This window comes from Planobacterium oryzisoli (assembly GCF_015354315.1).
GTDB classification, from domain to species: domain Bacteria; phylum Bacteroidota; class Bacteroidia; order Flavobacteriales; family Weeksellaceae; genus Planobacterium_A; species Planobacterium_A oryzisoli.
Window position 1 is genome coordinate 45,554 of record NZ_JADKYY010000010.1, and the last position, 13,871, is coordinate 59,424.

At 40.9% G+C, this 13,871-nt stretch carries 17 protein-coding genes; 11 read left to right on the forward strand and 6 right to left on the reverse strand.

Features of this window, described 5'->3' with window-relative positions; translation table 11 throughout:
• Positions 1 to 70: 70 nt before the first annotated feature.
• Complete coding sequence (locus tag IC612_RS08290) at positions 71 to 1,138, reverse strand: 3-oxoacyl-ACP synthase III family protein (RefSeq protein ID WP_194739749.1); 1,068 nt, start codon at positions 1,136 to 1,138, stop codon at positions 71 to 73.
• A 102-nt stretch (positions 1,139 to 1,240) separates the two neighbouring features.
• On the opposite strand from IC612_RS08290, the gene IC612_RS08295 reads away from it, so the two are divergent.
• From IC612_RS08295 to IC612_RS08325, 7 genes are all read left to right on the forward strand, one after another.
• A complete protein-coding gene (locus IC612_RS08295) occupies positions 1,241 to 1,813 on the forward strand; it encodes a hypothetical protein (RefSeq protein ID WP_194739716.1) in 573 nt (190 codons plus the stop codon).
• 3 nt (positions 1,814 to 1,816) lie between these two features.
• Complete coding sequence (ubiE, locus tag IC612_RS08300) at positions 1,817 to 2,536, forward strand: bifunctional demethylmenaquinone methyltransferase/2-methoxy-6-polyprenyl-1,4-benzoquinol methylase UbiE (RefSeq protein ID WP_407676053.1); 720 nt, start codon at positions 1,817 to 1,819, stop codon at positions 2,534 to 2,536.
• 143 nt (positions 2,537 to 2,679) lie between these two features.
• Positions 2,680 to 2,982 (forward strand): hypothetical protein, encoded by a 303-nt coding sequence (locus IC612_RS08305; RefSeq protein WP_194739717.1) that lies wholly within the window; start codon positions 2,680 to 2,682, stop codon positions 2,980 to 2,982.
• Complete coding sequence (locus IC612_RS08310; RefSeq protein ID WP_194739718.1) at positions 2,983 to 3,270, forward strand: cell division protein ZapA; 288 nt, start codon at positions 2,983 to 2,985, stop codon at positions 3,268 to 3,270.
• A gap of 225 nt (positions 3,271 to 3,495) precedes the next feature.
• Positions 3,496 to 5,067 (forward strand): ribonuclease Y, encoded by a 1,572-nt coding sequence (gene rny, locus IC612_RS08315; protein WP_194739719.1) that lies wholly within the window; start codon positions 3,496 to 3,498, stop codon positions 5,065 to 5,067.
• Between the two features lie 56 nt (positions 5,068 to 5,123).
• The gene (locus IC612_RS08320; protein ID WP_194739720.1) at positions 5,124 to 5,477 is read left to right on the forward strand and encodes an arsenate reductase family protein; all 354 of its coding nucleotides are present in this window, start codon (positions 5,124 to 5,126) and stop codon (positions 5,475 to 5,477) included.
• 164 nt (positions 5,478 to 5,641) lie between these two features.
• Positions 5,642 to 6,061, forward strand: a complete 420-nt coding sequence (locus IC612_RS08325; RefSeq protein ID WP_194739721.1) for an Hsp20/alpha crystallin family protein — start codon at positions 5,642 to 5,644, stop codon at positions 6,059 to 6,061.
• 79 nt (positions 6,062 to 6,140) lie between these two features.
• Here IC612_RS08325 and gcvT read toward each other — a convergent pair whose 3' ends face one another.
• Both gcvT and idi read right to left on the reverse strand, forming a co-directional pair.
• Complete coding sequence (gene gcvT / locus IC612_RS08330) at positions 6,141 to 7,220, reverse strand: glycine cleavage system aminomethyltransferase GcvT (protein ID WP_194739722.1); 1,080 nt, start codon at positions 7,218 to 7,220, stop codon at positions 6,141 to 6,143.
• A 21-nt stretch (positions 7,221 to 7,241) separates the two neighbouring features.
• On the reverse strand, positions 7,242 to 7,751 hold the full coding sequence (gene idi / locus IC612_RS08335) for an isopentenyl-diphosphate Delta-isomerase (protein WP_194739751.1): 510 nt from the start codon (positions 7,749 to 7,751) through the stop codon (positions 7,242 to 7,244).
• A gap of 153 nt (positions 7,752 to 7,904) precedes the next feature.
• On the opposite strand from idi, the gene IC612_RS08340 reads away from it, so the two are divergent.
• Together IC612_RS08340 and IC612_RS08345 are read left to right on the forward strand one after the other, a co-directional pair.
• A complete protein-coding gene (locus tag IC612_RS08340) occupies positions 7,905 to 8,306 on the forward strand; it encodes an LNS2 domain-containing protein (RefSeq protein WP_194739723.1) in 402 nt (133 codons plus the stop codon).
• Positions 8,307 to 8,313: 7 nt separating this feature from the next.
• A complete protein-coding gene (locus tag IC612_RS08345) occupies positions 8,314 to 9,276 on the forward strand; it encodes a D-2-hydroxyacid dehydrogenase (protein WP_194739724.1) in 963 nt (320 codons plus the stop codon).
• Between the two features lie 42 nt (positions 9,277 to 9,318).
• Here IC612_RS08345 and mscL read toward each other — a convergent pair whose 3' ends face one another.
• On the reverse strand, positions 9,319 to 9,702 hold the full coding sequence (mscL, locus tag IC612_RS08350; RefSeq protein WP_194739725.1) for a large conductance mechanosensitive channel protein MscL: 384 nt from the start codon (positions 9,700 to 9,702) through the stop codon (positions 9,319 to 9,321).
• Positions 9,703 to 9,798: 96 nt separating this feature from the next.
• On the opposite strand from mscL, the gene IC612_RS08355 reads away from it, so the two are divergent.
• Positions 9,799 to 11,283 carry an NAD(P)H-hydrate dehydratase gene (locus tag IC612_RS08355; RefSeq protein ID WP_194739726.1) on the forward strand — a complete coding sequence of 495 codons (1,485 nt, stop codon included), beginning with the start codon at positions 9,799 to 9,801 and terminating at the stop codon, positions 11,281 to 11,283.
• 9 nt (positions 11,284 to 11,292) lie between these two features.
• Here IC612_RS08355 and IC612_RS08360 read toward each other — a convergent pair whose 3' ends face one another.
• Together IC612_RS08360 and IC612_RS08365 are read right to left on the reverse strand one after the other, a co-directional pair.
• Positions 11,293 to 11,697 carry a GPI anchored serine-threonine rich family protein gene (locus tag IC612_RS08360; protein ID WP_194739727.1) on the reverse strand — a complete coding sequence of 135 codons (405 nt, stop codon included), beginning with the start codon at positions 11,695 to 11,697 and terminating at the stop codon, positions 11,293 to 11,295.
• A gap of 50 nt (positions 11,698 to 11,747) precedes the next feature.
• Positions 11,748 to 12,302 carry a hypothetical protein gene (locus IC612_RS08365; RefSeq protein WP_194739728.1) on the reverse strand — a complete coding sequence of 185 codons (555 nt, stop codon included), beginning with the start codon at positions 12,300 to 12,302 and terminating at the stop codon, positions 11,748 to 11,750.
• Between the two features lie 48 nt (positions 12,303 to 12,350).
• Between IC612_RS08365 and IC612_RS08370 the strand changes: the two genes are divergently transcribed.
• Positions 12,351 to 13,799 (forward strand): alanine/glycine:cation symporter family protein, encoded by a 1,449-nt coding sequence (locus tag IC612_RS08370; protein WP_194739729.1) that lies wholly within the window; start codon positions 12,351 to 12,353, stop codon positions 13,797 to 13,799.
• The last annotated feature ends 72 nt before the right edge of the window (positions 13,800 to 13,871 follow it).

Consider the following 13,871-nt stretch of genomic DNA (forward strand, 5'->3'; position numbering starts at 1 on the left):
TAGGGGGCACCATTTATACTCAAAATGCATGCCCCCCGGTTTCTTATTATATTAAATTATTGTATATGTGTTATCCGTGTTTATAAATAACTGCATTGATATTCATCCCTGCACCCACGGAAGCCATTAAAACGTAACCTTTTGGATCGAAATGCTGTCCTTCCATACGACCTCTTTTGATAAGATCATACATCGTAGGGACTGTAGCCACAGAAGAATTACCAAACCGCTGAATAGTCATAGGCGCTACACTATGATCGTAATTGGAAATACCATAGAGTTTAAAAAGTCGGGAGATGATGGCATGATCCATCTTTGCATTGGCTTGGTGCAATAGGATTTTATCCAGTTGCTCTATAGAAAGTCCTGCCTTTTCGACCGTAGCTTTCATGGCGTCAGGTACATGCTTGAGTGCAAATTCATATATTTTGCGACCACGCATGCGTATATATTTCTTACTTTGATCGGCCATTGGATTCAATGACCTTGCGTTTTCTAAGTATTCTATTTCTTCTCCATTAAAGCAAAGAGTGTTTGTAGAGAGAATTCCAACATCTTCCCGTTCTGTAGCCTGCACCACTACTCCGGCAGCACCGTCGGCAAAGATCATCTTGTTGCGGTCAAAAGAATCAGTAACCTTGCTTAAAGTTTCGGAGCCTACAACCAAAATTGTCTTAGCTTTTCCAGCCTTAATAAGCGTGTCTGCCAGGATTAAAGCTTCAATCCAACCTGGGCAGCCAAATATCATGTCGTAATTGACGCAACGGGGATTGGCGATGCCCAATTTGTTTTTTATTATTGCCGATAGGGAAGGCATAAAGCTTTGTTGTCCGTGTTCGTCAACATCCCCAAAATTGGTTGCACTGATAATGTAGTCTAGTGATTCGGGATCGATTCCGGAATCTTCAATAGCAATTTTAGCAGCTTTGGCGGCCATATCGGAATTGACCATGCCTGGCTCGAGGTATCTGCGTTCCTCAATTTCGGTAATTTCAACAAATTTTTGAATTACTTCCTTACTTGGTTTGTCTATTAAGACATTGTTGTCGTCATAGAACACCGAATCTTCGAAGTCCTTACCACTAATGGTAAGAGAGGGTATATAACTGCCGGATCCTATGATAATTGTATTAGGCATAAAGTTATCTGTCTTCACTGTTTTAGGGAAGCAAAGTTAAGAATTAATACGTAATCAAGTACAAAGCAAAATAATTATTAAATTTGCCTTTCGATATATCGTATGATTAAGAAAAATCCAGCTCTATTTGGACTCCTTGTTGCTCTTGGAGCCTTTGCTCTGTCCTTCGGGGTATATTTCCAGTTTCTTGCAAAGAAAGATGTGTATCTTGTTGATAATCCCACTCCAGAAACATACTACTTTAAAATCAATGCCGGGCCGCAAAAGATTCTGTCTTCTGGACAGTATGTAGAGGTGGATTTAAAAAAGGGATCCAACCGGATCGAGGTATTCGATTCTGAGAAGAAACTTATGTATGACAGTATGTTCACAGTAAATGGAGTGCGGGGTTTGGTAAACATCACCCACTCGGATTACTATATACACCGACAATACTATGGCTACGATTTAAAAAAGGATTCACTACTATCCACTTTAGGGCACACGATGATTGATGGAAAGAAATATTTTGGAGGAGCAAAAAAGATGGATAAATTATATACGGATGAATTTTATTTTAATATCAACGAAGATTACGATAAAGTGGTGAAAAATATTGATAAAGTGGAATCCCGTGTGAAGATCTTCAGAAAGCAGGACTTTTTACTTTACTACAAACAATACTACAAATTTTAGATTTTGAAACAAGTTACCCCTTATAACAGCGAGCAGAGCAAAAAAAGTCAAGTAGAAGATATGTTTGACAATATTGCTCCGAAATACGATCTTTTAAATCATGTACTATCTATGAAAATAGATGTACTGTGGCGCAACAAGTTGGTCAAATGGTTGAAAAAGGACCAACCACAGACAGTGCTGGACGTAGCAACGGGCACTGGTGATTTAGCAATTGCAGTTCAAAAAGGTACTGGGGCCAAGGTTATTGGACTTGATCTTTCGCAGCAAATGTTAAACGTGGGTATTGAGAAAATCTCCAAATTAAATAAATCCACACAAATTGAGATGGTGAAAGGAGATGCAGAGAATTTGCCGTTCGGGGATGATCATTTTGACGGAGTTACCGTAGCTTTTGGGGTTCGTAACTTTGAGAACCTTGAAAAAGGGCTTAGTGAACTTCTTCGTGTGGTTAAAAAGGAACGCAGCGTCTATATATTGGAGTTTTCAAAAGTGGAAGGATTTCTAGGTCCTTTGTACATGTTTTATTTCAAAAATATACTTCCTTTGATTGGGCGCATGGTTTCAAAGGATAACCGTGCATATACCTACCTGCCGGATTCAGTAAATGCCTTTCCTTACGGAGAAAAATTACGAAAGATACTCTTGACGGTGGGGTTTACTAGAGTAGAATACACCAAAGTAAGTATGGGAATTGCCACCATTTACAAGGCTACCAAGTAACGTTAACTTGCCTTAACCCGTATTTAGCTCACGAGTTGAATGTCAATTTCGGGGAAGCATTCTGTCCTAAAATATCGATTGCTTTTGCCTTTAAATGAAAGTTTTTTTTATATTTTTGCAATAGTTAGAATGAAAAGTCTAAGATGCTAAAGGATTTGGAAAATGATTTCTCTGTTTTAGAAAGAAGGATTCTGAGTCTTAAGAAAGAGTATCAGGATCTTCAGTTTCAGCTTGCAGAACTTACTGCGGAACATAAAATACTGCAGGATAAACTAGCGCTTGAACGCAGAAGAAGTCAACAACTTGAGGAAGAGCATAAAAGCATTAAACTTCATTCTGCAATTTCAGGTAATCCAGACCATAACCGCTTAATGAAAAACCATATTAATCGGCTAATAAAGGAAGTAGATTTATGCATTGCAGAACTTCAGCATAAGGGATTATAAATGGAGGTAAGACGAATAACCATTACGATTGCAGGAAGAAATTATCCTCTCAATGTGCCTTCCAATGAGGAGGAAACCCTACGTAAAGTGGGAAAGCAGATTGAGACTATGATTAAGGAATTTGAATCCAATTTTGACATACGGGACAAGCAGGATGCCTTGGCTATGTGTGCACTCAAATTAGGGACCAACGCTGAAGTAGTACAAAGTACTAATGATAAAAATATTAATGCTTCATTACAGCGTGTTCAGCATCTGAATAAGCTTTTAGAAGCAATGGAAAAGTAGATTTTCTTTTCCAGACATCTGCCTACAGTAGTTCTAACACATTACAGGTAAACTCAACGCTAAACAATTACCGGGCGAAAGTTTACGGAATGGCGTGCCGTCTTGCGCGGATTACAAACCGTAAAAAACAGCTCAAATCGTGTTGATTAGGAGTTTACTCTATATCATTGAACTGCTGTAGGTTTTTTTTTAAACAAATTGAAACAAATTAAACTAGAATAAAATATGGATATAGTACACTTAGTAATTGGCATTGTTGCCTTATTGATTGGAGGTGTTCTTGGCATGCTTTACAGCCGTAGCTCACTAAATTCCAAGGCAAAATTTATAATTCAAGACGCCAAGAAGAATGCAGAAAATTTACTTGAAAAGGCCTCTGTGCAAGCAGAATCTATAAAGAAGGAAAAGCAGTTACAGGCAAAGGAAAAGTTCTTAGAGTTAAAATCCCAACACGATGCAGATATTCAACAGAGAGAAAGAAAAATGCAGGAAGCCGAAAAGCGGATTAAAGATAAAGAACAGAAACTCAACGATGATCTGAGTCGAAATGGCAAACTGGAAAAGGATCTAGACAGACAAATTGCAGATTACGCAAAGAAGACTGAATTCTTAGAGCGTAAGCAGGCAGAATTAGATACTATTACTGCGCAGAAAATTGAAATTCTGGAGAAGATTGCAGGGTACTCTGCGGATGATGCCAAGGCAGAGTTGGTGGAGACTCTAAAAGCCGAAGCCAAGACTCGTGCGCAGGCACATGTACAAACTATCATGGAGGAGGCCCAGCTTAATGCGAAGAATGAAGCAAGAAAAATTGTCATTCAGACCATCCAGCGTATTGGGACCGAACAGGCCATTGAAAACTCTGTGTCCGTTTTTAACATTGAATCGGATGAGATCAAAGGAAGAATCATTGGTAGAGAGGGACGAAATATTAGAGCTTTAGAAGCTGCAACTGGTGTGGAAATTATAGTCGACGATACTCCGGAGGCAATATTGCTGTCTTGTTTTGATCCTGTTCGCAGGGAAATTGCAAGGCTTTCTTTGCACCGCTTGGTAACCGATGGAAGAATTCACCCGGCTCGTATTGAAGAAGTTGTTGAGAAGACTAAAAAGCAAATTGAGGAGGAGATCATTGAAATAGGGAAACGTACGATAATTGATTTAGGTATACATGGTTTGCACCCTGAGTTGGTGAAGATTGTAGGTCGCATGAAGTACAGGTCCTCCTACGGTCAGAACCTTCTTCAGCATTCCAGAGAAGTGGCCAACATTGCGGCAACGATGGCGGCTGAATTAGGATTAAACGTTAAACTTGCTAAACGTGCGGGACTATTACATGATATTGGTAAAGTTCCAGAACAGGAATCTGAGCTTCCGCATGCATTGCTAGGTATGCAATGGGCTGAAAAATATGGTGAAAATGCGGAGGTTATTAACGCCATTGGAGCACACCACGATGAAGTGGAGATGACTTCGCTATTGTCTCCTATAATCCAAGTGGCGGATGCTATTTCTGGTGCTAGACCAGGCGCCAGAAGACAGGTACTTGAATCGTATATTCAAAGACTTAAGGACTTAGAGGCCGCAGCGATGAGTTTTGAGGGCGTCTCTAGTGCTTATGCAATACAGGCAGGTCGTGAGCTACGGGTTATGGTTGAAAGTGGCCGAGTAAATGACGATGCTGCTTCCCAATTATCGTACGATATATCAGAAAAGATTCAAAACGAACTTACTTACCCTGGACAGGTCAGGGTGACGGTAATCCGAGAAACCCGAGCAGTTAATATTGCACGATAACAAAATGAAACGAAAACCTGACCACGTGTCAGGTTTTTTTTGATATACCAATTATAATGAAAAAGTTATTTTATTTAAAGACATGCTCAACCAATAAGAAAATAATGGAGCAATTGGATCTCTCTAACTTTGCATTGCGGGAAATAAAAAGTAGTCCGGTAAGCGAAGTTGAACTTGAGGAGATGGTAAAACTAGCAGGTTCCTATGAGGCTTTATTCAGTCGGAAATCAATGCAGATCAAAGCTAGAAATATTGATCTTTCGCAGTTGGATGAAAAGCAATACCGTAAACTGATTCTTTCACACTATAGTTTTCTTAAAAGACCTGTTGTGATTACAGAGCAGCAAATTTTTATAGGTAATGATAAAGCAGTGCAAGAGGAACTGCGTCAGGTTTATGGAAAAAAATAGCAGTCAAATTGACATTATTTACTTTTTTATGTAGTTTTTGTATGACGTAATGTCCAATAAATGAGTGGGTTACTGTCATAATTACTAAAAGGAGTGTTCGGAATATTCTTTGCGGTTTTTGATTAAAAAGAATGCAAATTATTTTTAACCAAAATCCAAATATTATGACAACATTAATGAGACGAAACAGTTTGTTTGATGATTTTTTTACAAAAGATCTTTTTGATTTTGATAGTCAGAAGTCATCCGCTACTTTACCATCTGTAAATGTAAAGGAATGTGACAATGCCTTTGAAATTGAATTTGCTGCTCCTGGTATGAAAAAAGAGAATTTCAAGATCAATCTAGAAGGCAACCAACTGGAAATCTCTGCAGAGGATAAATCCGATGTACAAGATACCAGTTCGGACGGCAGATACACGCGCCGCGAGTTCAATTATAGTTCCTTCCGTCGTTCCTTCACGATTCCTGAGTCTGTAGATCAGGAAAACATTGAGGCCAGCTATACGGATGGTATCTTAAAAGTCGTAGTACCTAAGAAAGAAGTGACTGTGCACAAAGCCAAAGCAATAGAAGTGAAATAGTATACTTTTGAATAGAACTTAAGCGAAGCGTCCAGGCAAAAATTTGTCGGGACGCTTTTAAATTGAGAACATGTATATGTTATACGAAAGGAAGTTTTACTACTTTGGCCTCTATTTGCTTGTTGCGTATTTGAACGTAAATTTTGCTCTCCACTGCGGAGAACTGTTTTTCCACATAGGCCAGTCCCACACCAACTTTTAGCATAGGGGACATGGTTCCTGAGGTGACATGCCCAATTGTCTTTCCGTCTTCATCGACCACAGGGTATCCGTTTCTTGGAATGGCCTTTTCCTGCATGATAAAACCTACTAGTTTTCTTGTAATGCCTTTCTCCTTTAATTCGCTTATGGCAGTCTTGCCTACAAACTCACCCTTATCAAGCTTAGTGATCCATCCAAGGCCAGCTTCTAATGGTGAAGTGGTGTCGTCAATGTCGTTCCCATAAAGGCAAAAACCCTTTTCTAGGCGTAGCGTATCTCGCGCCCCTAGACCACAAGGCAGGATGCCAAATTCCTTACCCGCTTCCAGTAAGGCATTCCATACTTTAAGCACATGCTCATTCGGTAAATAAAGTTCGTACCCTCCACTCCCGGTGTATCCAGTGTTGGAAATGATAATGTCCTGGACTTCGGCTAGAGAACCTGTTGTGAAGTGGTAGTAGGATACAGTGCTCAAGTCTGCATCGGTTAGTTTCTGTAGGGTTTCTAAAGCTTTAGGCCCTTGTAGAGCCAATAAAGACATTCCATCAGAGAGATTGCTGACCTTGGCATCAAAAGCATTGTATTTGCAAATGTGAGAATAATCTTTCTCAATATTGGAGGCATTTACTACCACGAAGTACTTTTGGTCATCAATTTGGTAGATTATCAAATCATCGATTATTCCGCCTTTCTCATTTGGAAGACATGTGTATTGTGCTTTGTTGTTTTCAAGGGTTTCCAAATTATTGGATGTGACAAACTGAAGCAAATCCTTTGCTCCCGGTCCTTCGACCATCAACTGGCCCATATGCGATACATCGAAAAGTCCGACTTTCTCACGTACTGCAAAATGCTCTTCCATAAGCCCACTGTATTGGACCGGCATTTCAAATCCAGCAAAAGGTACCATCTTGGCGCCCATTTCTACATGTGTAGCAAAGAGGGGTGTTTTATTCATTTCTTTATTTTTTTGATCGTATTAAAGATGTTGTTTATACTCGTTGAGAATGATGGTAAACCACGGAGTGAACAGGTTAGGATACGCCTGCATTTCTTTTTCTAGTTCTTCTAATGAAATATATCGGACATTCATGACCTCCTCCGGGTTTAGATGGAATTTACCATCGTAGATACCAGTAAATACATGGTCAAGTTCGTGCTCCGTTAACTCACCACCAACAGACGCTTTATAAATGAAATGGAATTTTTCTGAAATGGAGACTTCTATTCCAAGCTCTTCCATTAACCTTCGTTTTGCAGCATCCTTGTAGGATTCTAATAGGCGCGGGTGTGAGCAACAGGCATTGGTCCACTGACCTGGAGAATGGTATTTGCTTTTGGCGCGCTGCTGCAATAGCATTTCCCCTTTTTGGTTAAATAGAAACACAGAAAATGCACGGTGTAAAACCCCAGTTTGGTGCGCCACTAATTTATCCATTCTGCCTAAAACGTTATCTTTAGGGTCCACTAAAACTACCATTTCCTCCATATAGACAAATTTAATCATTTTTTACTAGTCAAGGCTCAGAAAAAACCCTATTGATTTTCTAATCCGATTGCATAACACTTCCTATGCATTCCTTCTGTATACTTCACCCTATTTGAACGATTATTTGTAATTTTGGCACTTAAATTTACTTGCATGGAACCTATGGACCATAAAAACATCTCACCCTCTCTTGGCAAGGGAATCAAAAATTATCTCATTGATATTGACGGCACCATTACAGAGGATATACCCAATGAAGAGCCAGAACGCATGGTTACCTGTCAACCATTTCCTGATGCCTTGGAAACAATAAATAAGTGGTACGATGAGGGTCACCAAATCTGTTTTTTTACCTCTAGGACAGAGGATTTAAAGGAAATTACTGCAGAATGGTTGAACCGACACGGATTCAAATACCATAGTATTCTCTGTGGGAAGCCCAGAGGAGGTAACTACCACTGGGTAGACAATCATATTGTACGAGCCACAAGATACGAAGGTAAATTCACGGATTTTGTGGAAAAGGAAGTGACTGTTCAGGTTTTTAAAGATTAGAAAGTTTATGAAGATATTAGCAAACGATGGGCTTGATCAGTCCGGAATTGATGCACTCGAAACGAAAGGATTTACTGTGCTTACTCAAAAAGTGGCGCAGGAAGAGTTAAAAGACTTTATTAATACACATAAAATAAGGACCTTGCTGGTACGCAGTGCCACGCAGGTACGAAAGGAACTTATTGATGCATGTCCCTCACTAGAAATCATTGGAAGGGGAGGAGTTGGAATGGACAATATTGATGTGGATTATGCGCGTTCTAAGAATATTCATGTGATAAACACTCCTGCAGCATCCTCTGCATCGGTTGCAGAATTGGTGTTTGCGCATTTATTTTCAGGGGTAAGGTTTCTTCCAGATAGTAACCGCAGAATGCCCGTTGAAGGAAATAGTAATTTCATGGCCTTAAAGAAGAAATACGCCCCTGGCATCGAACTTCGTGGTAAAACCATTGGCATCATCGGAATGGGCCGAATAGGACAAGAAGTAGCCAAGATAGCTCTGGGCATGGGAATGCGCGTCCTTGCTGCAGACAGCAACGTGGGAAGAGCATCTATAAAGGTCAAGTTTTACAATAACCAATTTATCAATGTGGATATCGAAACCGAGCCACTGGAGCAGTTACTAGAACATTCGGATTTCTTAACCTTTCACGTGCCTTCACAAACAGGAGGATATCTTATTGGATCTGATCAATTTTCAAAGATGAAAACAGGTGTAGGTCTAGTGAATTGCTCCCGTGGAGGTATCATTGACGAGTGGGCATTGATTGAAGCGCTGGATTCGGGAAAAGTAGCCTTTGCTGGTCTTGATGTGTTTGAGAATGAGCCACAGCCAAAAGTGGAGATTCTTACCCATCCTAAAATTTCTCTAACGCCGCATACTGGCGCCTCAACCCTTGAAGCCCAAGACCGTATCGGTCTGTCGCTTGCTGAGCAAATTTCCAGCATTCTGCAAATCCAGAGTTAGTAGCATACCCAGCTCTGAGATTATTCTATTTTGGCCTCTGGTCTACAGATTTTTTGAACGAAGAAGGTCGCGGATTTCCGTGAGAAGTTCTTCCTGGGTAGGTCCAGCAGGAACAGCAGGCTCTTCTGGAGCAGTTCTGCTAAGTTTATTTGCGCCTTTGATGAGCCAGAAAAGTACTAGTGCAATACAAAGAAAGCTAATCACTGCGGAAAGAAAATTTCCGTAAGCCACCCCATTCCATGTAAGTTTAGCAATATCTTCAGCTCCCGCGGCTTTAAGTGCAGGGTTTAGAAGTAAAGGGGTAATTACATCTTCCACTAAAGAGGAAACAATTTTACCAAATGCAGCTCCAATTATTACACCCACTGCCAGGTCGATCACGTTGCCCTTAAATGCAAAAGCCTTAAATTCCTGTACAAATCCCATAATTTATTTTTAGTGTTCTCTTCAAAGTTAATAATAAATATAAATAACTTAGTATAAAGCAAACACGATTTTAATTACGATCGAAATAAAAGCTCTATGTGGATACTTTCCTACCAGCAGTTGTTAGATGTGGAGCAGTTTACTGCATCCCAGCAGTCTACAACTCTTTCCCAACTTATGGAAAGGGCAGGAAGGGCATGTTTTGAAGTTCTTCTCCGCAATATTCAGCCAGGTTGTAGAGTCCACGTATTCTGTGGTTCTGGTAATAATGGTGGTGATGGACTGGTAGTTGCCCGTCATTTACTTGAAAACGAGGTGCCTTGTTTTGTATACTTGAACGCAGATAGAACCCATTGCTCGGACCTATTTGAAGAGCAACTGTCACTAATACAAATGGACTTTCCTAAATTCATCATGAAGTGGGAGGATTTTACTTCAGAAATTACGAATAGTTGCGACATTCTTGTTGATGCTCTGTTGGGCGCGGGATGTACCGGTCCATTACGTTCGGGTTTACAAGAAATAATTTTCCTGATGAACCAAAGTCAAGGGATTAAAGTGTCCCTGGATCTGCCCTCTGGCCTTTCTGTAGATGCGCACATGTCTGTTGAGGGAATTTTTAAAGCAGAGTATACTCTCGTTCTGGGCGCATGGAAAAGAAACCTTCTGCACCCCGAGTACGCAGAGTACTGTGGTACTTTAATTTTTGTTCCGATCGGACTGGAATTTCCCGAAGGTTTGCGCTCCATATACGGATGCACTGTAGATACAGAGTCGGTCCGGTCTATCTACCGCTCACGAAGCAATTTTTCCCATAAAGGCGATTACGGCAAAAGCTTTCTCATTGGAGGCAGTCTGTCCATGTGTGGTGCACTTCTTCTTGCAGTAAGGGCTTCCCTTAGGTCAGGAAGTGGGTACACGTATGCAGTAGGACCCGATGAGTGTCGCGTGGTATTACAAACAGCGGCTCCAGAAGCAATTTTTTTAGATAAGGATGACTTTGAGGCAGATCAGGTGCATCAGGTATTTGGGATTGGACCTGGAATGGGTACAGGTGCCGAATCCCTGGCTTTACTACGCCACTTGTTGCAAAATTCTTGTTTCCCCGTTGTACTCGATGCAGATGCGCTCAATCTCATTGGGCAGAATCGCGAACTTATGGAATTAATACCGCCAATGAGTATTTTAACGCCTCATCCCAAAGAATTTGACCGCTTATTTGGATTGCATGCTAGTTCATTTGCTCGGCTTGACACGGCATTACAGATTGCGAAAAAAAACAAAATTATAGTGGTAGTCAAGGGCCACAGGACACAGATAGTGTGTCCGGATGGAAACATTTATTATAATCTATCTGGAAACGCCGCACTTGCAAAGGCTGGATCAGGTGATGTCCTTACGGGGGTAATTACGTCGTTAATGGCACAAAATTATGATCCAATCCAGGCGGCGGTTCTAGGCGTCTGGATTCATGGGAGAAGTGCCGAGTTGGTGTCTTTGACAAAAGGTATAGAATCGGTCGTGGCAAGCGATATTATCGAGGGCCTTTGCTTGGTTTATAGTGAGCTTAACGCTCTGTAAATTTTTCTATTACTGTTTACTATAAGCAAATGTTTTGCCTGCCGACTTATCTTCTACTAGTATTAGCTGTGATTCGGTTATACTAAAAACCATCAGGTCTTCACGGCCTGAAAAATCAATAAATACCTTTTCCGAGTGGTCGGTATCAGTGACATCAATGTACAGTTTATAGGTACCTTGATTCACTATTTGTCCATCTTCAGTGAATTGGTACGAACCATCTGTAGTAAAAATTAATGTGGCCTGGGTTTCTGTGGTTTCTGGTGTTTCAAGTGGTCCGCCGTTACCAGGATTGGTGGACACCCACTGCCAGGTTCCTACATAAGCAGAATTGTCTAGGTCGTCGTCTTGTTCCGAGCGGCAGGAATACAGAGACAGAAGTAAAACAGCAGTGAGTAGAATCAGTCTTTTCATGTTAATTTCTTTGAGAGCTTAAAGGTATGCAAATTTAGCGGTGTATTTCCTTAGGGTAAGTAAAGTAGAAAATTTATTACGTAATCGCGCTTGCGCTGCGAGTTATCAAAGTAGGATTGGAACAAACTGAAATTATAAGGTACTACCAGCTGGAATTTCTCTCTTTGGAGCCTATCTGAAGCATGTACAGCTTTATTGTACAAGGGGTTGGGAATGGTTTTCCAAATTTGGACCAATCGGGCATTTAGTGCTTGTTTTTTTTCTTCGTCGAGATTGGAGACAAATTGGTTGTCACGATTAAAGAACACCGCATTGATATCGGGATATATTCGATAATACTGCTTACTGAAGGCTTCCAAGGAAGGATCTTGGGTTTTCATTTGGGCTAGGGTTAAAGTGTAATACTGCCGCAGGGCAGATATTTCTTCAGCTAATCGCGGTGAAAGCTGAAGTGTTTGACGCTCAGTATCATAATGAGTTTTGAGAAGTGTGTTATACTCGGTCAAGAACTGATTATGTAAGGCGGAAGCATCCGTGTGCTGTGCAGTAGCGAATTGCGAAAAAAGCAATGAAATGGCTAAAGCTATGGTGTATAAAGATTTCATTTCTTAAAAATAATTATTTTTTCGTATTATTACCGCCATTTTTAACGCATGGAGAAACAAAATAATTTTACAGTTTTATTAGATAGTTTTATAGTGACCGCCAACGAGCTTATATGGTCTAATGCTCTGATAGTTTTATGTATTGGTGCGGGGCTTTACTTTAGCATACGGACTAAATTCGTGCAGGTGCGTTTTCTAAGGGATATGATAGGCCAACTGTTTAAAGAGAACTCTAACGAAAAGGGTGTGTCTCCCTTTCAAGCTTTCTCCATTGCAATTGCAGGAAGAGTAGGGACAGGAAACATTGCGGGCGTTGCAACAGCAATCGCCATGGGCGGGCCTGGCGCTATATTCTGGATGTGGGTTATTGCATTTTTAGGAAGTGCAACCGCCTTTATAGAAGCCGTACTAGGGCAAATTTACAAAGTTGAAAAGAACGGTCACTATCGGGGTGGACCCGCGTATTATATAGAGAAGGGAATGGGTCAGAAATGGTACGCCGTACTTTTTGCTATTGCAACTATTATAGCGTGCGCTATTTTCCTTCCAGGAGTCCAGTCCAATAGTATTGCGCAAAGTATGGAAAGCGCCTTTGGGTTTGACAAACTCTATATAGGATTGGGAGTGGTCGGTGCACTTGTGCTAATTATTATAGGAGGAGTGAAACGTATCGGTCGATTTGCAGAAATTACCGTATCCTTTATGGCGGGAGCGTATATTCTTATGGCTTTAGTAATAATCGGTCTCAACTTGGAAAATATTCCTGCAGTCTTTAGTCTTATTATTAATTCTGCTTTTGGTGCAGATGCTACGTTTGGAGGGGTTATAGGATCTGCAATAGCCTGGGGCGTTAAAAGAGGGATTTATTCCAACGAAGCAGGGCAGGGAACGGCACCACATGCTGCCGCAGCCGCTGCAACTACCCATCCCGCCAAGCAGGGTATCCTGCAGGCCTTCTCGGTTTATATCGACACTCTTTTTGTATGTACTGCCACGGCGCTTATGATTCTTTTTTCTGGCCTTTATAACGTGAAAGACGGAACTGGGGGATATCTCTATGAGAAATTACCTGGAGTAGAAGAGGGCCCTCTCTTTACGCAAGCTGCTATTTCCGCGCAGTTTCCTGCTATAGGTGATGCGTTTGTAGCTGTTGCGCTTCTGTTCTTTGCCTTTACAACCGTCTTAGCCTATTATTTTATTGCCGAATCCAACCTGTACTATTTACGACGTAAGAAAATGAGCAAAGTGTTGATGTGGATACTTCGCATAGGTTTCCTTGGTAGTGTAACCTACGGCGCAGTAAGTACTGGTGGCACTGCTTGGGGGCTAGGCGATATAGGCGTAGGAATCATGGCTTGGTTGAATATTATAGCGGTGCTAATTATGCAGAAAACTGCATTGTTAACACTAAAAGATTATGAACAGCAGAAAAAAGAAGGGAAGGATCCCGTCTTTGATCCCGTGAAACTTGGTATTAAAAATACAACAGAATGGTAAACGAATCTGCCCCCAGAAAAACCTGAGGGCAGCTATTTTGTACAAAGGTTGCCTTAGCTATAGTATCTGCAC